The sequence below is a fragment of the Adhaeribacter sp. genome, from assembly GCF_057359045.1.
Genome location: NZ_JBMQUD010000044.1, coordinates 1 through 18,828, shown reverse-complemented (window position 1 = coordinate 18,828; position 18,828 = coordinate 1). Strand labels below are relative to the sequence as shown.

19 protein-coding genes are annotated in these 18,828 nt (G+C 42.5%); 14 read left to right on the top strand and 5 right to left on the bottom strand.

What is annotated here, in order from left to right; translation table 11 throughout:
* The first annotated feature begins 153 nt into the window (after nt 1-153).
* The 7 genes from pyrF to ACO1R6_RS07975 all read left to right on the top strand — a co-directional run bounded on the left by pyrF (nt 154) and on the right by ACO1R6_RS07975 (nt 6,957).
* Entirely contained in the window at nt 154-981 is an 828-nt protein-coding gene (gene pyrF / locus ACO1R6_RS08005) for an orotidine-5'-phosphate decarboxylase (RefSeq protein ID WP_486263726.1), read from the top strand.
* A gap of 50 nt (nt 982-1,031) precedes the next feature.
* A complete protein-coding gene (locus ACO1R6_RS08000) occupies nt 1,032-2,324 on the top strand; it encodes a DUF2851 family protein (protein WP_486263725.1) in 1,293 nt (430 codons plus the stop codon).
* Nucleotides 2,321-3,598, top strand: a complete 1,278-nt coding sequence (locus tag ACO1R6_RS07995; protein WP_486263724.1) for a hypothetical protein — start codon at nt 2,321-2,323, stop codon at nt 3,596-3,598. Before ACO1R6_RS08000 ends, ACO1R6_RS07995 begins: the two co-directional genes overlap by 4 nt.
* 42 nt (nt 3,599-3,640) lie before the next feature.
* Nucleotides 3,641-4,273, top strand: coding sequence for an acetyltransferase (locus tag ACO1R6_RS07990; protein ID WP_486263722.1), 633 nt, complete (start codon nt 3,641-3,643; stop codon nt 4,271-4,273).
* A 41-nt stretch (nt 4,274-4,314) separates the two neighbouring features.
* Nucleotides 4,315-4,884, top strand: coding sequence for a hypothetical protein (locus tag ACO1R6_RS07985; RefSeq protein ID WP_486263721.1), 570 nt, complete (start codon nt 4,315-4,317; stop codon nt 4,882-4,884).
* A gap of 156 nt (nt 4,885-5,040) precedes the next feature.
* The gene (gene trhO, locus ACO1R6_RS07980; RefSeq protein WP_486263719.1) at nt 5,041-5,991 is read left to right on the top strand and encodes an oxygen-dependent tRNA uridine(34) hydroxylase TrhO; all 951 of its coding nucleotides are present in this window, start codon (nt 5,041-5,043) and stop codon (nt 5,989-5,991) included.
* A gap of 84 nt (nt 5,992-6,075) precedes the next feature.
* Entirely contained in the window at nt 6,076-6,957 is an 882-nt protein-coding gene (locus ACO1R6_RS07975) for a nucleoside phosphorylase (RefSeq protein ID WP_486263718.1), read from the top strand.
* Between the two features lie 20 nt (nt 6,958-6,977).
* Here ACO1R6_RS07975 and ACO1R6_RS07970 read toward each other — a convergent pair whose 3' ends face one another.
* Nucleotides 6,978-7,271, bottom strand: coding sequence for a hypothetical protein (locus tag ACO1R6_RS07970; RefSeq protein ID WP_486263716.1), 294 nt, complete (start codon nt 7,269-7,271; stop codon nt 6,978-6,980).
* Nucleotides 7,272-7,828: 557 nt separating this feature from the next.
* Between ACO1R6_RS07970 and ACO1R6_RS07965 the strand changes: the two genes are divergently transcribed.
* From ACO1R6_RS07965 to ACO1R6_RS07955, 3 genes are all read left to right on the top strand, one after another.
* Nucleotides 7,829-8,188, top strand: coding sequence for a transporter substrate-binding domain-containing protein (locus tag ACO1R6_RS07965; protein ID WP_486263715.1), 360 nt, complete (start codon nt 7,829-7,831; stop codon nt 8,186-8,188).
* On the top strand, nt 8,185-9,147 hold the full coding sequence (locus ACO1R6_RS07960) for a cation diffusion facilitator family transporter (RefSeq protein ID WP_486263713.1): 963 nt from the start codon (nt 8,185-8,187) through the stop codon (nt 9,145-9,147). The genes ACO1R6_RS07965 and ACO1R6_RS07960 overlap by 4 nt, the downstream gene beginning before the upstream one ends.
* Before the next feature lie 159 nt (nt 9,148-9,306).
* Entirely contained in the window at nt 9,307-9,504 is a 198-nt protein-coding gene (locus ACO1R6_RS07955) for a hypothetical protein (RefSeq protein WP_486263711.1), read from the top strand.
* Nucleotides 9,505-9,540: 36 nt separating this feature from the next.
* Here ACO1R6_RS07955 and ACO1R6_RS07950 read toward each other — a convergent pair whose 3' ends face one another.
* Both ACO1R6_RS07950 and ACO1R6_RS07945 read right to left on the bottom strand, forming a co-directional pair.
* On the bottom strand, nt 9,541-10,659 hold the full coding sequence (locus ACO1R6_RS07950) for an aspartyl protease family protein (RefSeq protein WP_486263710.1): 1,119 nt from the start codon (nt 10,657-10,659) through the stop codon (nt 9,541-9,543).
* 681 nt (nt 10,660-11,340) lie between these two features.
* Nucleotides 11,341-12,705 carry an NAD-dependent succinate-semialdehyde dehydrogenase gene (locus ACO1R6_RS07945; RefSeq protein WP_486263708.1) on the bottom strand — a complete coding sequence of 455 codons (1,365 nt, stop codon included), beginning with the start codon at nt 12,703-12,705 and terminating at the stop codon, nt 11,341-11,343.
* A 157-nt stretch (nt 12,706-12,862) separates the two neighbouring features.
* Here ACO1R6_RS07945 and ACO1R6_RS07940 point away from each other — a divergent pair, with 157 nt between their 5' ends.
* The 4 genes from ACO1R6_RS07940 to ACO1R6_RS07925 all read left to right on the top strand — a co-directional run bounded on the left by ACO1R6_RS07940 (nt 12,863) and on the right by ACO1R6_RS07925 (nt 16,050).
* Entirely contained in the window at nt 12,863-13,411 is a 549-nt protein-coding gene (locus tag ACO1R6_RS07940) for a sigma-70 family RNA polymerase sigma factor (RefSeq protein WP_486263706.1), read from the top strand.
* A 6-nt stretch (nt 13,412-13,417) separates the two neighbouring features.
* On the top strand, nt 13,418-14,281 hold the full coding sequence (locus tag ACO1R6_RS07935; RefSeq protein WP_486263705.1) for an anti-sigma factor: 864 nt from the start codon (nt 13,418-13,420) through the stop codon (nt 14,279-14,281).
* Nucleotides 14,282-14,391: 110 nt separating this feature from the next.
* Entirely contained in the window at nt 14,392-15,252 is an 861-nt protein-coding gene (locus ACO1R6_RS07930) for a hypothetical protein (protein ID WP_486263703.1), read from the top strand.
* Nucleotides 15,253-15,357: 105 nt separating this feature from the next.
* Nucleotides 15,358-16,050, top strand: a complete 693-nt coding sequence (locus tag ACO1R6_RS07925) for a DUF2461 domain-containing protein (protein ID WP_486263702.1) — start codon at nt 15,358-15,360, stop codon at nt 16,048-16,050.
* Between the two features lie 63 nt (nt 16,051-16,113).
* Here ACO1R6_RS07925 and ACO1R6_RS07920 read toward each other — a convergent pair whose 3' ends face one another.
* On the bottom strand, nt 16,114-17,481 hold the full coding sequence (locus tag ACO1R6_RS07920) for an MptA/MptB family glycosyltransferase (protein ID WP_486263700.1): 1,368 nt from the start codon (nt 17,479-17,481) through the stop codon (nt 16,114-16,116).
* Nucleotides 17,482-17,487: 6 nt separating this feature from the next.
* On the bottom strand, nt 17,488-18,828 hold a 1,341-nt coding region (locus tag ACO1R6_RS07915; protein WP_486263698.1), incomplete at its 5' end, for a cellulose synthase family protein.

Below are 18,828 nucleotides of genomic sequence, written 5' to 3'. Positions count from 1 at the left end.
TTCTGAAATATTAAAAGAAAGCTCCGCCTGAACAACGGAGCTTTTTTGTTTTACCGGGCTTTAACCATAGGAATAAAATCTTTCTTTGCCTGAAAATGCCGTGGGTAAATAAAACAAATAAAGTAGCTTTGCACCTGTATTTAAAGGCAAACTATGACCAGAGAAGAACTTTTCCGGAATATTCAGGATAAACAATCTTATTTATGCGTGGGCTTGGATACCGATATACAAAAGATTCCGCGCCATTTATTGTCAGAACCAGATCCCGTATTTGCCTTTAACCGCCAGATTATAGATGCCACCGCCGATTATTGCGTAGCCTATAAACCCAATATTGCGTTTTACGAAGCGTTAGGGCCACGCGGCTGGGAAAGCCTGGAAAAAACCTTAACCTACATTCCGGAGAATATTTTTACCATTGCCGATGCCAAACGCGGCGACATTGGTAACACGTCGGCGTTGTACGCCCGTACCTTTTTCGACTATTTACATTTCGATTCGGTTACGGTTGCGCCTTACATGGGAGCCGATTCGGTACAGCCTTTTTTACAACAACCCGGCAAATGGGTAATTTTACTCGCTTTAACTTCTAATCCGGGCAGCCAGGATTTTCAGTTTACCACCTTAGCCAGCGAAAATAACGCATATTTATACGAACAGGTATTACAAAAAAGCCAGGCTTGGGCCACGCCGGAACAATTAATGTTTGTGGTGGGGGCTACCCGCACCGAACAAATAAGCCGGGTACGCGAATTGGCTCCCGAACATTTTTTACTGGTGCCCGGCGTAGGCGCACAAGGCGGTGGCCTGGCCGATATTAGTCGGTTGGGCATGAATAAACAATGCGGCTTACTGGTAAACTCGGCGCGGCAAATTATTTACGCCGGCTCCGGAACCGATTTTGCCACCCAAGCCCGCCACGAAGCCCAGCGACTACAAACCGAAATGGCCGGTTATCTCCAAACGTATTTGCCCGTATAAGTTTATAATCCCGACCTGTATGGGCGAACAACCGGCTTGGAGCACTTTACATGAAAGAAGATTTTCTGTATTATATCTGGCAACAACAATATTTTGATAAAACAGATTTAGTAACCGCCGAACAGGAAATTATTCAGGTATTTAAGACCGGTTTTTTAAACGCCAATGCCGGACCCGATTTTTTAGCGGCACAGCTTAAAATAGGGGCGGTAATCTGGAACGGCAGTGTAGAAATACACGTGAAAGCCTCGGACTGGCTGCGTCACCGCCACCAGCAAGATGTCCGCTACGACCAGGTTATTTTGCACGTAGTTTGGGAAAACGACCAACCTATCACCCGTACCGACGGCAGCGCCATACCCGTAATTGAACTAAAAAACCGTGTAGCCCCAGATTTATTAGCTAAATACCTGCTTCTGGAAAAACAACCAACTGTAATTCCTTGTGCACCCTTTGCGCCCAAGGTGCCCGCTTTAACTAAGCTACAAATGTTAGATAAGGTGCTCCTGGAAAGGCTGGAAACTAAAACCGAGGAGCTTACGGCGCAAATTAAACACCTAAAATACGATTGGGAAGAAGTTACTTACCAGGCATTAGCGGCCAATTACGGATTCAAAATTAACAAAGAACCTTTTGGGCAGCTCAGCCGGATTTTACCTTTTTCGATTTTAAGAAAACACCGGGAGCAACCTGTGGCCCTAGAGGCTTTACTTTTTGGACAGGCAGGTTTTTTAAATGTTGCATCTGCCAACGATGTTTATTTGCAGGACCTGGACCGCGAACATACGTACTTACGGCATAAATATGCTTTAGCCCAACCTTTAACCACCGCCGACTGGAATTTTTTACGGTTGCGGCCGGGCAATTTCCCTACTTTACGCTTAGCCCAATTGGCAGCTTTTTTAAAAAATAAGAGTCATTTATTTTCGCCGCTTCTGCAGTTGCCCGATTACAAAGCTTACATTACATTTCTGCGGGGAGAGCTCAGTCCTTACTGGCAAAAACATTACATGCCCGGGCGCCCGGCAACTCAGGCAAATAAAAATATGGGCCAAGCCAGCTTAGATTTAATTTTAATTAATACGGTAGTGCCGTTGCTGTTTACGTATGCCCGCTACGCCGATAGCCAACCGCTCCGCGACAAAGGCCTGCAATTGCTGGAAGAATTAAAGGCCGAAAAGAATAATATTACCGCTAATTTTGCCGGATTATCTTTCCCAATTAAATCGGCAATGGATTCTCAGGCGCTTTTGCAGTTATTTAACCACTATTGTGTGCCCAGGCGTTGCGCGGCCTGCCGCATTGGGCATTATATTTTAAAAACTAACTCGGCTGTTGCATGACTTTGTTTTACTACCTGGCTAATTTTATTTTTATAGCGGGTTTAAGTTATTGGTTATGGCGGCAGCAAAAGCTAAACCCAATAAAGCAATATTTTTGGCCGGCGCTGTTACTAAAACTCCTAAGCGGGATTTTACTGGGGCTTTATTACGATACCTATTTTGCCGGCGGAGATGCGCGGTTGTTTCAGAGCCAGGCCGATTTGGTAACCGAATATGCCCGCGTGAGCCCCGGTAGTTACCTGCGACTACTTTTTACCCGTAAGTACGAAAGCGAAACCTTGCGCACCAGTATACTATATTTCTGGTACTCTAACTCTTATTTTATGGTTATGGTACTAAGTGCATTAAATTTACTAACCAACGGGCATTATTTTCTCAATGGTTTATACCTGTCGTTATTTAGTTTCTGGGGTTTGTGGCAGCTTAGCAGCACCCTCGTATCTTTAAATCATACCTTTAAAATGCCGGCATTAGTGGCCTTTTTGTTTTTTCCTTCGGTCGTGTTTTGGTCGGCAGGTGTAGGCAAAGAAGCTATTTATTTAGGTAGTTTAGCCTGGTTAGTATCGGCCGTACTCCAGCTACTTTATCATAAAAAGGGTAAAGAGTGGCTACCGGTATTAGCTGTTCTGGTATCCGGCTATATTCTCTGGAAAATAAAATTTTATTTTGCGGCATTGGTTTTTGCTTTGTTGTTTGGATATGCCGGGGTAAAAATATTTACCCGTCGTTATACCTGGTTAAGCCCCACCCGGGCCAGCCTATATTTTATAGGATTGGTTTGTTTAGCCAGTGCCGTATTATTAATAAAGGAAAAAGAGGTAATCAATATCCCTAATTTCTTTTTCCAGTTAAAGAGCAGTTACAATACCTTATCCGAAAGATCGTTGGGGAAACCCATGTTAAGCTTTCCGGATTTGGAACCAACCTGGCTAAGTTTACTGCGGCATGGCCCTTCGGCTGTTATTCAAGCTATTTTACGGCCTTATCCCGGCGAAGGAAACAACCTGTTTTATTATTTGGCTGGCGCCGAGAATTTGCTGGTGATGGTGCTTTTAATTATAACAGGCGTAAATTTGAGTCGTAAATTTAAACTACCGGTAGATATAGCGATTTGGGCTACCCTGATGTATATAGTTATTACAGCTGCCCTGATAGGTTTATTTACACCCAATATTGGTTCTTTGAGCCGGTACAAAACGGTTTTTATGCCTTTTTTAGTTTTTATGTTATTATTATTAAATCATAGCTATTTGGTACGAAGCATTAAAAAATAAGGCCTCGTACTTGATTAAAGCTAAAACGTTAGAAAAAATTATATGCAAAACCCGGTAATAATAGTAGGTGCCCAGCAATTAGGCAAAGCGGCCCTCGATATTTTTATGAGTAATAGTGTAGTGGTTTATTGTTTTCTGGAAGATAATCCAGCCTTGCAACAGCAGGAAGTAAACAATATTGCCGTTATGAGCAGTACCGAAGACCCGGAGTTTTTAAAATTACTGGGTAAAAAGTGCGAAGTATTTGTGGCTTCTGAAGATGCCGCGGCCCGCAAAAGCATGCTTAACCTCCTGAAAGAAGAGTACCAGGTAGTGCCGGTAAATGCCATTCATCAATTTTCTTCGGTATCGGAACACGCCTGGCTGGGGCACGGCATTATGGTTAATGCCGGAGCCATTATTAATGCCAACGCCAAAATTGGCGATAACTGTATTATCCAGGCCCGGGCTGTAATAGATGCCGATACCATACTGGGCGATAATGTGCAGGTAGGGACCGGTGCAATTATTAATGCGGGCGTAACCGTAGACGAAGATGCTTTTATTGGATCGGGTGCGGTAGTAGTAGCGGGTGTTAAAATTGGAAAAAAAGCGCGGGTAGGAGCCGGGGCTGTGGTTATTGCCGATGTACCCGCTAACCAAACTGTTTTTGGTAATCCGGCTAAAAAAGTTTAAAAAGTATACTATTCTAGTATCCAGCTATATATATAACAATTATGAAGGCTTTCATTTGTTTTGTTATACTAAATGTAATTGGGTTTATACCTTCGCTTGGCCAAAGCTTAAGTAAGAAATATATTGATAGCTGGATCATAAAAACCTTCTCAACGCCCAGAATAGATAGTAATACAGTTTATGTTTTGAACGGACATCCGATAGACGCAGATATAATTGAAAATAAGTTAACCAGCTACTCACAGTCTGATCTTATAGTGATTGACTATGTAGATAAAGCTATTTTCAATGAAAATCTCTTTATTTGTACGCCGCCAAGAAGCATTGTTATATTAGCTACAACAGGTAACCAAAAGCGTAAATCTATACACAAGAACTTCGCTAAGGCTAAAAATGAATATAAACAAAGTGAGGCTAACAAGCAAGGTAAAGATAAACAGCCAGTTCTTATAATAAATAGAGAACATATAGAAAGTTTAAAAAGCCAAAAAGTACTTAAAAGATTGAGAAAAGCTGATGTATTAGGGGTGAATATTATTGATAAACCTGTTTCACAGGAATTATATGGTATAAACGGCAAAAACGGGCTTATTATGATTTCCACCAAGTAAAAATGTTTATAGGTAACCAAATTAAACAACAACATCGCCTAATAGCCGCTTGCCCAAACGCCTTTCCCATAAGATAATTTACCCTGGTTTTTAATTATGCTTTAAAACCATTAATTTTGCCGAAAATTAGACACTTAGCCTGAAACTAAGCCCGTTATGAAAGACTACAGCATTTTACTTTATTATCATTACGCCACTATTGCCGATCCGGAAGCTTTCCGGGAAGAGCACCATTTACTTTGCCTGGAATTAAATTTGCTGGGCCGGATTATTGTAGCAGCCGAAGGCTTGAACGGCACCGTTTCGGGCTTGCGCGAAGACTGTGAAAAATACATGACAGCCGTTAAAGCTGATCCGCGTTTTAAAGACATCGACTTTAAGGTAGAACCTTCGGATGTCCATGTATTTACCAAGCTGCACGTGCGGTATAAACCCGAGATTGTACATTCTAGCTTACGGCATATAAATCCGCAGGAAAAAACCGGTATTCACGTATCGCCGGCGGAGTTTAAACAAATGAAAGACCAGGAAGACGTGGTTTTGCTGGATGTGCGCTCGGATTACGAACACACGGTAGGTAAATTCAAAAATGCCCTCACGCTCGATATCGAAAATTTCCGCGACTTTCCGGAGAAAATTGAAGAGCTGGAGAACCTGAAAGATAAAAAGATTTTAACGTATTGTACCGGTGGGGTAAAGTGCGAGAAAGCCAGTGCTTTTTTGCTCGAGAAAGGATTTAAGAATGTTTACCAGTTGCACGGCGGCATTATTAAATACGGTTTAGAAGAAGGCGGCGAAGATTTTGAAGGCAAATGCTACGTATTCGATAACCGGCTGACCGTAGATGTAAACAGAGTTAACCCCAAGGTAATTTCGCGTTGTTATGTTTGCCAGGAGCCCAGCGACCGCATGGTAAACTGTGCCAATTCTACCTGCAATATTCACGTACCCATGTGCGAAAAATGCGGTGCAGAAATGGAAGGGGCTTGCTCCGATACCTGCAAAACCCACCCGGATAAAAGGCCATATAACGGAACCGGGTATTACCAAAAAGAAACCAACGGGTATAATCCTTTTAAAGGGTTATACCGTAAAGAGAAAAAATAAAGCAAAAGAGCATTTAGGGATTACTTAAATGCTCTCTTCTTTTAAACTAAAACCGTACGTAACTTAACCCTAACCCGCAAAGCTATGAGAATTCCGGAATCTGAATTGATATTAAACGCCGATGGCAGTGTGTACCACCTCAATTTACTTCCGGAACATATTTCCGATACCATTATTACTGTCGGCGATCCCGAACGCGTAGCCAAAGTAAGTCAGTATTTCAATGCACTTGAAGTATCGGTGCAGCGCCGGGAATTTATTACCCACACCGGTTACTACAAAGGCAAACGCATTACGGTTATTTCTACCGGAATTGGCACCGATAATTTAGATATTGTTTTAAATGAACTGGATGCCCTGGTAAATATTGATTTGGTTAACCGCACGATAAACGAAGAGAAAATTCCGTTGCACATTATCCGCATTGGTACGTCGGGTACGATCCAAGGTAATATTCCTTTGGGTAGTCATTTGGTTACCGAGTACGCTATTGGTTTAGATTCGCTCATGCAATTTTACCCTTTGGTGCAAACCGGCTACGAAACCACCATTAGCTGTGCTTTACAGGAAGCTTTACGGTTGGGTTACCAGCCATACTGCGTGCGGGGTTCCGATATTTTACGGGAACAATTAGGCTACGATATGGTGCCGGGCCATACAGTTACTTGCCCAGGATTTTATGCCCCGCAGGGCCGCTCTTTACGGCTAGGCTTAAAACAGGAAAACTTAATCGAAGATCTGCAAAAATTTACCGTAGTTGCCGAAAATATTGATGGCTTTATGCTCACCAATTTTGAAATGGAAACGGCTGGTTTGTACGCCCTGGGCCGATTATTGGGTCACGAAGTTATTTCTTTAAATGCCATTGTGGCCAACCGGGCTACTTACCAGTTTCACGAAAACCACGAAATGGTGATTGATGAACTTATTCGCAAAACCCTGGACCGGCTGGCACTAACGGCTTAATTAATTCAGGTGCCTACGTCTTAAAAAAACTCAATGCCATAAACCGAATTAATCGGAATGGAGGCACCGGATTTTAAGATAAGGTAGTTTTGGTCGTGGTCCCAGATGGTGGTTGCTACCCGTTTGGGTTCACCATCGGCCGTTTCAAAAAATATTTCTACTTTGCCGTGGTAACCATTGCCCAACGCGGTTGCCCGCGAAATATCGTGCAATCTTTTTTTGCGGGCCAAAGCATCGCTCAACACATCATCATGACTGAATTTTAGCAAAGGAATTTGTTCTTTCTCAATCACTTCGTAAGTCAGGTTGTCCATTTGTTGTTCATTTTAATGTGATAAAAATCATGTGCGCTTTATATCTTAAATCAAATTTAAAGTGGGTTTAAGCTCTTATAATTATAGCCGGGAAAACTTAATAGTTAAGTAAACCCGGTGCTTACTTATATAACTGGCAACAGACTGTTTTGGTATTTGTTTATTTCTTTTTTCCTGCAGTTTAATATACATAGTATTTTTTAATTATTTAAGTTATACGCATAAAAAAACCGGAAGCTTAAATAAATTGAATTACCCCAATTGCCTGCGTATATTTTACCAAAAACTTAACCAATTTTCTGGTTTTACTTCCTTTAAAATTAAAAGGCAAGCCAAAGCCGGCTACATAATATGGGTTAAATGAACAAAAGTGGGTAAATAATATTCAAGAAGTAATATTTTTCGTATACGCGCATTGGCTTATGGCTTAACCCTCACAACCTGGTATATATATGAAAAAATGGTGGATTCTTGCGAGTTGCTGTTTATTATTTAGCTGCTCCAATTTTCCGAAAGATCCGGAAAAAACATTATCCCAATTAAATCACGGTAAATTAATGGTAGGCTATACTGAAAATCCGCCATGGGTAATAAAAGGGGCTACCGAACCCAGCGGGCTGGAAGTCAATTTAGTAAAAGCTTATGCCCAAACCCAAAATGCGCTAATTATTTGGAATAACGATTCGGAACAGGATCTTTTCGAAAAGCTGGAAAAAAGAGAACTGCACCTGGTTATTGGCGGTTTTAAAAGTAAAAACGCCTGGAGTAAGCATATTTCTTTTACACGGCCTTACCTGCAGACCGGTAAAGACAAACACGTAGTAGCTGTAATTAAAGGCGAAAACGCGTTTGTATTGAGCCTGGAAAAGTTCTTAAACGAACAAAAACATAAACTTAACGGCGGTAAAACTTTATGAAACCAATCAGCAATTTTGAATATCCGGCCGAATTAATGCCCGATTTTAAAAAAGCAAAACGCCTGGAGTGGATTACCATCGCCTATTTAATGTCTACGGTAGTGGTTATGTATTTAACTATGGGCAATTCGCAAGCCATGAAAACAGCTTGGTTCGAAGATTTATTAAGCCTGACACCCTCTGTTTCGTTTTTAATAACAACCCGTTTGTTCTTAAAACAGCCGAATAAAGAATTTCCGTACGGATACCACCGGGTGGTGAGCATTGCTTATTTATGTAGTGCTTTGGCTTTGTTTAGCGTGGGTTTATTTTTAATCATCGACTCCAGCCTTACTTTAATTAAGCAGGATAGGCCCACGATTGGCATGATAGAACTATTTGGCCACAGCTTTTGGCTGGGTTATCTCATGATTGCCGCCTTGCTGTACAGCTCGCTGCCGGCGGTTATTTTGGGCCGCTTAAAATTACCCTTAGCCGAAAAATTGCACGAAAAAAATTTGTATACCGATGCCCAAATGAACAAAGCCGATTGGATGACAGCCTTGGCTGCCATTCTGGGTATAATTGGTATTGGTATGGGATTTTGGTGGGCCGATGCTGTTGCTGCGGCCTTAATTTCGCTGGATATTATTCACGATGGTTATAAAAATTTGCGGCAAGCCGTATTCGACCTAATGAACCAAATTCCTAAAACGGTAAATGATCAGGAAACCGATCCGGTATTAGCCGATATTAAAGATTTTTTGGCGCAAAAAAGTTGGGTACAGGCGGTACAGGTCCGGTTTCGGGAAGAAGGCCATATTTACATGGGCGAGGCGTTTGTAATTCCCACCCAAGAAAATAATTTAGCCCAATTAATAGCCAATGCTACCGAAGAAGTAGTTAAAAAAGATTGGCGCATTCATGAATTGGTAATAATGCCGGTAAAAGAATTACCCGAGCCGGATGCCAATAATTAATATACAAAGAAGCTTAAGTTTTTGGGGCTAAGAGCAGCAATATTTTATGTTAGATAATCATTCAAATATTTTAGCTAACCAAAACGGTTTACGGTAAAATTTTAAAGGAAAAATTTAATATTAGAGGGTAAAATTTAAACCTCATTTTAGTAAACGCACATGCAAGATCCTGAATTAAACGATGAGGAACAAATATTGGTAAACCGGGGCATTTTAGAAGAAATGCTGATTTACATCCGGGAAAGCGAAGTTACCATTGATGCCCACGAAGGGCAGGGCCGGACCTGGGAAGAACTGGTTAAGATTTACGCCTTGCCCGATGTTTACTATAAAATTAAAAACCTGCTGCCTAAATAATCTTTTACTTTGCTTTGTCGGTCGTTGTAAAATAAATTAAATCCGGCGTTTTAAGGTTACAAAGCGGTACATCAGTTCGTTATTGCGCCGGATAATTATAATAACCCGGTAACCATCTTTATAATGCAATATTTTATCTATCTGCGAGATAGTAAGGGCGTGCGCAGCGGCGGTATTAATAAATAATATTTCGTCTTCTACCTGCAAGCCCGCCTCAGCCGCCGGCGAGCCAGGTTCTACTTTACTTATTATATACCGGTTATAATCCTGGCCCACGGCCATTATTTCTATGCCGCACATATCGTGCTCGAAGGGTTCCCGAAAACTATTGTTGGGTTTTAAACTTAAGCTACTCCGGGAATAATCGACGGTAACATGAAACCGCTTGAGAATTTCGTTGCCTAAGTTGCCGTTGCGGCTTATGGTTTTGGTTACTTTGGCAGCTACATCATCGTGGTCCGGAAAAGAAGTTAAAACGTTGTTGAATTTGTATTTGCTTAACTGAAAACCCGATACCCGGCCCAGGTATCCCCTGATGGTGCCACTAAGCCCAGTACCCAATTGCGTACGTAAAGCGGGGGACGGTACTTTAATATTCGGGTGTGAACCTTGTTCGAGCGAAATAGCATGACCAGCACCGGTATCTAAAATTAAGCGGGTTTTAACGGTAATTGAGTCGTTTAGTGTGGTTAAGGCGTACAGGTACGGCTTCTGGTCGTCGAGCTCGAACGGAATCCGGACGCCGTTGCGCTTGCGGTAAACAAAATTTTCGGGCTTGTACAGGGTTAAGGTTAGTTCTGTAAAATTTATTTTTACCACAAAACTGTTAAAAAACTGGTATCCCAAAATGCCATAAATAGGCATTCCCACGTAAGCCGATAAATTAAAAACATCTTCCGACAAAATGGTTAGGCTAAGGTTAGGCGCGGTAACGGCATTTACCTCTACCTTTACATTAGAAACGGTATAAGCCTTTAAATCAAGTTGGTCGCTGCCCGCTCCCATAACTTTAATTTCGCGTTCTTTTTTTAGTTGGAGGGTATTTAAAAGCTCCGGATCCGTTAATATTGCATTACCAACCCCCGTATCTAATACAAAATTATATGGCCCCTGCTCATTCAGGTAAACCGGAATAATAATAAGATTCCGGTGCATCGTAAATTTAAACGTCAGCTTTTCCCGGTCTTGGTTAAAATTAAAATATTGCTGCGCCTGCCCTTTTAAACCGATAAAACAAAAGCACAAGATAAAGGTAAACTGGGCCAAACAGCGTATAGTAGGGGCTAGCCTTCTTTGGGAAAGAAAAAATTTGCTGCCCCTCCGCATAATGGTGTTTTTTAAGAAGCGCTAAATAGGTTGTTTTCTAAGGAGTGAACCTGTACGCCGGATTTCTAAATATACGCTGTACAAGCCATTAAGCCAAATTTTTAAGGAGGCCATCAACCCGTATATTTTACGAAATTGGGGCTACAATTGGAGCTTGATTATTATAAATTAAGGTTGAAACACCCGATAAAGTATTGGCCGCAAAGAATTAGCCTTGGAACTAACAGGAATAAAGATTATACCTGCGCTTCAAATCTTGTTACCGGAAGCCACTGATGATGAGATTACATAAACTGCTTCCATAATTGAGAAGTCTTAAAAACAATCAGCTGATATTTTACTTCAGTTTGGGAAATATTTTGGAGATGCATGCGTAACCAGAAAAATTAAGCAGCCCGATTTTAAATCTGGGCTGCTTAATTATACGGTTACAAAGCAAGTAAGCAGGACATGTCGTTTACAGAAGGCATTTTTTTAATTTTTTAGATAATATTTAGACCTTCAAATAATTTAACCAATCCAGAGGCTTTTTTGGTTTACAAATTCCCGGATGCCTACCGTAGATAATTCCCGGCCGTAGCCCGATTTCTTAATACCGCCAAAAGGGATTTCCGGAGATGATTGCACCATCGCATTGATAAAAACATTACCTGATTCTATTTGCCGGGCCAATTGCTCGCCTTTTTTAATATCGCGGGTAAAAATAGTAGCCCCTAAACCATACCGGTGGTCATTGGCAATTCTAACGGCTTCCTGGGCATCTTCAACCACAAATATTAAAGCTACCGGGCCAAATAATTCTTCTTCGTAAGCGGGCATGCCGGGTTTTATGTTCGTCAGCATCATGGGGTGGAAGTACGCCGAGTTCTGATCCTGCCAGCCGCCTTCTAAATAAATTTGCGCGCCTTTTGCCACCGATTCATCTACTTGTTTCTGAATACTCTCGGCTAAATCGCGCCGGGCCAGGGGGCCGTAATCACAATCGTCGGTGAGCGGATTGCCGGTCTTTTTACTTTCCAGGCTGGCTTTCATGCGTTGCATAAAGTCTTCGGCAATGGGTTTGGCTACAATAAACCGCTTGGCGGCAATACAGCTTTGGCCGGTATTAATCAGTCGGGAATTTACCGCGGTTTCTACAGCCTTTTGGATATCCGCATCTTCTAAAATCAGGAAAGGATCGCTGCCGCCCAGTTCCAGTACCGTTTTTTTAATTTCACGGCCGGCAATCTGCGCTACCGAAGAGCCGGCCCCTTCGCTACCGGTTAGGGTTACCGCTTTAATACGGTCGTCTTTTATTAAATTTTCGGTTTGGTCGGTTGGCATGAGCACAGTGGTAAATACCCCCACCGGGAAACCCGCTTCCCGGAATATTTCTTCTATGGCTAAAGCACATTGGGGCACATTAGAGGCATGTTTTAAAATCCCCACGTTACCGGCCATCAGGGCCGGGGCGGCAAACCGGAAAACTTGCCAATACGGAAAATTCCAAGGCATAATCGCCAGAATGGCGCCCAGAGGTTCATAAGAAACAAAACTTTTTTGGGCCGGAGAATTAATTATTTCGTCTTGCAAAAAGTTTTCTGCGTGTTGCGCATAATATCGGCAAACGCTGGCGCATTTTTTTACTTCCCCCAGCGCCTGTTGTAAAGGTTTGCCCATTTCTAATGTTACCAGCTCGGCATAATGGTGCTGCTTTTTCTCCAGCACGTCGGCACATTTCTGCATCAGTTGAGCCCTTTCGGCAAAGCTGGTATGCCGCCAGTTGGTAAAAGCGGTATCTGCCTGGTGTAAAATATTTTGAAGCTCCGTCGGCGAATGATAATTAAAAGTTTTTAGAACTGTATTATCGGCTGGGTTTATCGATTGAATTGCCATGTATTTTAATATTTATAATTTGCAAAAGCCGGTTATAAAAAAAACTATCCAGTTACCGGCTATTAAGATAAACAAAAAACTTTTTTTCGGGTTTAAGCAGGTAAAGGTTCCAACTGCCTCCTAAATGTTTTAATTATTTCTGTTAATTAATATTTATTTGTCGCCACCAAGTAACATATCCATTACCGAAGAAGAATTGGTGCAGCGCCTGCAACAGCGCGACGAAGCTGCCATGACCATTTTATACGACCGGTATTCGGCCGCGCTTTACGGTATTATATTGCGGATTATAAAATCAGAAGTGCTGGCCGAAGACGTATTGCAGGAGTCTTTTGTTAAAATCTGGACGTCATTCCATCAATACGATCCGGAAAGAGGCCGCTTATTTACCTGGATGGTAAATATTACCCGCAATGCCGCTATCGATAAAATCCGGTCGAAGGAATATCGCGTAAGTTCAAAAATAGATACCATCGATAATAGTCCGGTTAAGCAACTAACTTCTAATTACGAAACAAAGCCGGATAATATTGGGGTCCGGGAAATAGTAGAAAAATTAACGCCGGATCAGAAAAAAATAATTGATATGATGTATTTTGACGGCTATACCCAAAGTGAAGTAGCCGAAGAATTGGCTTTGCCTTTGGGTACAGTAAAAACCCGTACCCGGGCCGCCATGAAAATGCTGGTAAAATTGTTAAGTTAAGTTTAATTGAATATAGAAGAATACATATCGTCGGGCGTTTTGGAACTGTATGCTACCGGAGTGCTTTTGCCTGAAGAAAAGGCCGAAGTAGAAAGGACTGCGCGCCAGTATCCGGCCGTTCAAGCCGAACTGGATCTTATTTTGGCCGCCCTTGATAGATATGCCCAATTACATGCCGTTACGCCCCCAGCGCATTTGCGGGAAAAAGTTTTAAATGCTGTAAGCCAAGCCAACGTTAAACCCGGACCAAAGCTCGTTACCGATAATAACTTACTAACCGATAACACCACCGCCGGACGGGTTATTCCTATCAGTAAAGCGCCCGACCAAGCCGTTAAGAAGGAAGGATTTAACCTGTTAGTAGCGGCGGCCGTAACCTTGTTAATTTTAAGCAATGTTTTAAGCTTTTATTTTTACCGCAACTGGAAAAACGCTGAAGAACAATACACACAAGCTTTGGCATCGCAACAGCAATATGCGCAAAATATACAACAGGTTAAGCAGCAGCTTATGCATAACCAGCAAACCCTCGATTTGCTAACCGAAAGTGCTACTTTGCGGGTAGTGCTGGCTGGAGTTGCCCAATCGCCGGAAGCCAAAGCCACTGTGTACTGGAATAAACCCTCTCAGAAATTATTAATAAGCGTTAATAATTTGCCGGCAGCCCCAGCGGGCAAGCAATACCAGTTATGGGCTATCGAGAACGGTAAACCCCAGGATGCCGGCCTAATAGATTCTGCGCAAAGCGGCCAGCCCTTGGTTCCAATGAAAAATGTGGCAGATGCCCAGGCTTTTGCAATTACCCTTGAACCCCAGGGCGGCAGCGTAAATCCTACCCTGGAGGCAATGGTGGTAATGGGTAAAATTTAACTACCCAGTTTATTTGCTTAAGTGCTGGAGTGACTTAATAATTAAAAATCGCTGTAAAATATTTTTAAATTTGCTTTCCGGTTGCTCCGTACATTTCGGGATGTAAGCTTATGAAATACTTATTGCATGTATCGTTGGCGGTTGTGGTGGCCATTGCGGTTGTGGCCGGTTGTGCCAGTCAGCCCGATGCCGGTTCTGCTACGCGGGTAATAAAAGAAAATTTTAATTTAAACTGGGCAGAAAATAAATTCTGGGACGATGGTTTGGCCGAGGTGGCTACTTATCAAGCCGAAAGGGTAGTATATGGTAAAAAGCGATCTTTTGCGTACACTTTAATTACCGTTAAAGAAGATTTTAACAAACAGTTTAACGTAAAAACCGACGATTATAACCGCAAGGATTTATTTCCGGTAATGAAAGTAAATGCCTTCTGCCGCATACCCACCGATAATTATCCGTACCATTACCTTACGTCCTTGTTTTTCCGGCGCGAAAACCCGGTGCAAGTTCATAAAATTACCAGTTCCTCCCAAGAGTGGTGTGGCAATACATTTAAAACCATAACCCATAACGGCCATAATTTTCAATACGCTTACAATTCTTACTGGGATAACCAGGGCGAAGGAAAAACAACCTTAGCGGGCAATATATTATTTGAAGATCAACTGCCGTACACCTTAAGAAGCTTGCGTTTTAAAGAAAATACCACGTTTACTTTACCGGTTGCCGAATTGCTGCAAACAAATAAAGCAGATACCCCCGCTATTTATCAGGCTAATTTTATGGTTACAACTGCTAAAAATAACATCTCCGGCCAGTTGTGGCAGGTAAGGGTACAATTAACGCCTGAAAAAACCAACGTGTATACGTTTACAAAAGACTATCCGCATACGCTGGTAACGCAGCAAACCTGGGACGGACGAACCCTGCAGTTACAGGAAGTAAAAAGAAATGCTTACTGGCAGCATTAAGTGCCTTTGGCTTGTAATGTTTACAATACAATATTCTCCAGCATTATTTATTTAAAGAAGAATGGCCGGCCCAATTTTTTGGTCTGGTATTTAATATTTAAACCCATGAAGCAAAATATAGATAAGAGTACCCTCACGTTTATCAGAGAATTACAGCAAAACAACGACCGGGAGTGGTTTGCCCAAAACAAAGAAAGGTATGATGCCGCCCGCACCGATTTTATTAACTTCCTGGACGCTTTGCTGGCCGGAGCAGCAGCTTTTGAACCGCTGGCACAGAAACAAAATGGTAAAGATCTAATTTTCCGGATTTACCGCGATGTGCGGTTTTCTAAAAATAAAAATCCCTACAAAGACCATTTTGGCGCATATCTGGCCGAAGGAGGACGCAAATCTATTTACCCCGGCTATTATTTGCATTTGTGCCCGCAAAACCAGTCGTTTATTGCCTGCGGTTTGTGGATGCCGCCCGCCGAGTTTCTGAAAGCCGTTCGTCAGGAAATAGACTATAACCTCCCCGAACTGCAGGAACTGGTAAACGAACCTGATTTTAAGAAATATTTTGCTGATATAGGCGGCGAGACCTTAAAAACCAACCCCAAAGGTTATGAAAAAGAAAACCCGGCAATGCCTTACCTGCGGCATAAAAGCTGGATGGTTTCTTACCCTTTGCCCGACGCTGTAATTACATCGGAGAATCTCTTGCCAGAAGTTTTAAAAGCCATGGAACTGGCCAAACCTTTTAAAGAATTTTTAATGCGGCCTTTACTCGAAATCAGCACCTCTGCCTCCGAATAATTACTTGTAAATAGTGCCGGCTATTATTAAGCCTGAACAACATAAAAGATTAACAGTAATGGATTAAGTCGCACCAGTAGCTGGTAATCCGGTAGATTGCAGAGAAGGGGAAATATTCTTTTGTTGTTGGTGCCAGTACCATTCGTAAGCCAGAAACCCAAAAACCACGGTATATTCCAGGAAAACAAAGAGTAAATTTTCGGAATAAGTTTTGGTGGCATAAGCTGCATAAGATAGGTATATCGTCGCACTCCAGGCAATCGGGTACCGCCAGTTCGTAAGCGTGGTTAATGCCACCAGGGTGCATAAATACCAGGGATGCACTACCGTAGCCAGAAACAGGTAAACCGAAAAAGAAAATAATAAAATGGTAATAAATTGCTCCTGATTTAGGCTTATGGGCCGGAAAGCGAGGTAAAGAATTCCGGCCAGGGTAACAAAAGAAAGCAGCGGGCCAATTACATCTATCAGATTATAATTCCAGCTCAGGTAGCCCAGCCACCGGGCCACGTAATAAATACTTGCATTAAACTCGAACTGCCGGAAATATAGATCTAAGCTATTCAGAATATTTAAAACCAAAGCCGGCGATAAAAAAGGAATAAAGAGCAGTGTTACGACCAGCAGCACGCAGGGCCCGTAGAGGATAAATTTTTTAAAACCTAATTTTTTGAGTAGTACCGGCATAAACATGAGCGGCCAGAGCTTAACCCCAATGGCTAAACCCAATAAAATGGCGGATAATACTGTTTTATTTTTCAGGAGAAAGTATATACTGGCTAAGAGAAAAAATATTAATAAACCCTCGGGGTGTAAGTTGCCGGTAATTTCCAGAATAATTAAGGGGTTTAAAAAGTACCACCAGATTCTGTTTGTAGGTAGTTGCAAAATTTTTACTAGCCGGACTAACATAATAAAGGAGCCAATTTCTGCCAACAAAAGAACAAGCCGCATAAGCACCAGATTAGCCAATATATTGGTTCCGCCAAATAAATTAGCTAGGCCAAACCAAGCCTGACAAATGGGTGGGTACAATGAGAAATATTCCGGCGAATTTAAGCCCGCAAATAAAACGGGCGTTAGGGCCGGATAGAGATGCGTAATGTCGGTTTGTTGGTAGTAAACGGGCAGGTGTTGGTAAGGATTCTGGCCGTGGGTGAGGAGCGTACCGTCCCAAATAAAACGGAAATAATCGTCGGAAAGGGCCGGCGTGGCTACCAGAAATATTAACCGGAAAAAAAAGCCGATAGTAAAACCTGCTCGCAGGGTTAAAGGATATTTTGCCAGGTACAAATAGGCGGCAAAAGTCGCGCTGTAAAGTCCCAGTACCATGCCAAAGTGCGTGCGGGGGGAAAAGTAAGCCAGAAAAAAGTAAGCTACCGCAGAACCCAGAATAGAAAAAATAAAAAGCGGTCTTGATTTTATACGCATGGCAAATTAACGGCTGTGTTTAACCGTGTAGTAAAAGATACCGCCGAAGCCCAACACCAGCATACTGTGGAAAGGCAGCATGCCATAACTTTGCAGCCGGAATCCCAGGTAAATCCCCCCTAAAAAATATAAACACAGCAACCCTTCGAACCAGGTAAGGGGCGGTACTTTACGCACCCGGTACAAACTTTTTTGCCATTGATCTTTGCCCGAGCGGAGGTTAAACTTGGGGGTGCGAATAAACGGACTGCTTTTGCCCAAGTAGCCCTCTAGTACAGCAATGCTGTTGTGCAACGATAATCCCATTGAAAAAGATAAAAACAAAAACAACTTGGGCAGAAATTGCCAACCAGGCGTATCGGGCTCGGCCTGCCGGAAAGAGATCAGGTAAAAAAGCAAAAGGATTAAAATACTACATACAAATAATCCGCCGGAGGTAAACCACCCCGGTAAACTTACGGTGCTCCGGAGAGTTAAAATTGGAATACTGAGCAAAGCTGCCAAAAATACGCAAACAAAAACCGAACTATTTAACAAATGAAAAAAGCCGTTTATTTTGGTGCCAAAGTTTTGGTTAGAGAATAAAACCTGGCCGAGGTTTTTACGGGCAGTTTCGGCGGCACCTTTGGTCCAGCGAAACTGTTGCGATTTTATGGCCGGCATGGTAGCTGGTAATTCGGCCGGGGCAATTACGTTTTCTAAGTACCGGAACTGCCAATGCCGGAGCTGGGCGCGGTAACTTAAATCTAAATCTTCGGTTAAAGTATCGGGTTGCCAACCTCCGGCATCCAGAATGCAGGTTTTGCGCCAAATACCCGCGGTGCCGTTAAAATTTATAAAATGTTCTCCGGTTGCCCGACCGGTTTGCTCTACGGTAAAATGCGCATTTAAGCCAAAGGCCTGGAGCTGGGTAAGTAAAGAATAATTTTGATTCAGGTGGCCCCAGCGGGTTTGTACTACCCCAATGTTAGAACTTGTAAAAGCCGGTATGGTCTTTTTTAAGAAGTCGGGATTCGGTAAAAAATCAGCATCGAAAATACAAATAAATTCGCCGGTGGCGGAAGCTAAACCATATTGTAAAGCGCCTGCTTTGTACCCGTGGCGGTTAGAGCGGCGTACGTGGGTTACGTTTTTGCCCTGGGCCTGGTAAGTAGCAATTTTGTCAGCTACCAGTTGGGTGGTTTCGTCGGTCGAATCGTCCAGAACCTGAACCTGCCATTTCCCGGCTGGGTAATCCAGCGCCATGATGGTATCGATTAACCTTTCTGCCACATGAATTTCGTTGTACAAGGGAAGTTGTACCGTAACTGTAGGCCAATTTTTTGGGGAAGGAAAAACAGGAAAACT

Excerpts from the sequence above, each read along its gene's own strand:
- ACO1R6_RS07965 (WP_486263715.1), top strand. The coding sequence starts at position 7,829 with ATGGTAGGCTATACTGAAAATCCGCCATGGGTAATAAAAGGGGCTACC.
- ACO1R6_RS07930 (WP_486263703.1), top strand. The coding sequence starts at position 14,392 with ATGAAATACTTATTGCATGTATCGTTGGCGGTTGTGGTGGCCATTGCG.
- ACO1R6_RS07975 (WP_486263718.1), top strand. The coding sequence starts at position 6,076 with ATGAGAATTCCGGAATCTGAATTGATATTAAACGCCGATGGCAGTGTG.
- ACO1R6_RS08000 (WP_486263725.1), top strand. The coding sequence starts at position 1,032 with ATGAAAGAAGATTTTCTGTATTATATCTGGCAACAACAATATTTTGAT.
- ACO1R6_RS07945 (WP_486263708.1), bottom strand. The coding sequence starts at position 12,705 with ATGGCAATTCAATCGATAAACCCAGCCGATAATACAGTTCTAAAAACT.
- ACO1R6_RS07970 (WP_486263716.1), bottom strand. The coding sequence starts at position 7,271 with ATGGACAACCTGACTTACGAAGTGATTGAGAAAGAACAAATTCCTTTG.
- pyrF (WP_486263726.1), top strand. The coding sequence starts at position 154 with ATGACCAGAGAAGAACTTTTCCGGAATATTCAGGATAAACAATCTTAT.
- ACO1R6_RS07920 (WP_486263700.1), bottom strand. The coding sequence starts at position 17,481 with ATGCGTATAAAATCAAGACCGCTTTTTATTTTTTCTATTCTGGGTTCT.
- trhO (WP_486263719.1), top strand. The coding sequence starts at position 5,041 with ATGAAAGACTACAGCATTTTACTTTATTATCATTACGCCACTATTGCC.
- ACO1R6_RS07990 (WP_486263722.1), top strand. The coding sequence starts at position 3,641 with ATGCAAAACCCGGTAATAATAGTAGGTGCCCAGCAATTAGGCAAAGCG.
- ACO1R6_RS07950 (WP_486263710.1), bottom strand. The coding sequence starts at position 10,659 with ATGCACCGGAATCTTATTATTATTCCGGTTTACCTGAATGAGCAGGGG.
- ACO1R6_RS07995 (WP_486263724.1), top strand. The coding sequence starts at position 2,321 with ATGACTTTGTTTTACTACCTGGCTAATTTTATTTTTATAGCGGGTTTA.
- ACO1R6_RS07925 (WP_486263702.1), top strand. The coding sequence starts at position 15,358 with ATGAAGCAAAATATAGATAAGAGTACCCTCACGTTTATCAGAGAATTA.
- ACO1R6_RS07955 (WP_486263711.1), top strand. The coding sequence starts at position 9,307 with ATGCAAGATCCTGAATTAAACGATGAGGAACAAATATTGGTAAACCGG.
- ACO1R6_RS07960 (WP_486263713.1), top strand. The coding sequence starts at position 8,185 with ATGAAACCAATCAGCAATTTTGAATATCCGGCCGAATTAATGCCCGAT.
- ACO1R6_RS07985 (WP_486263721.1), top strand. The coding sequence starts at position 4,315 with ATGAAGGCTTTCATTTGTTTTGTTATACTAAATGTAATTGGGTTTATA.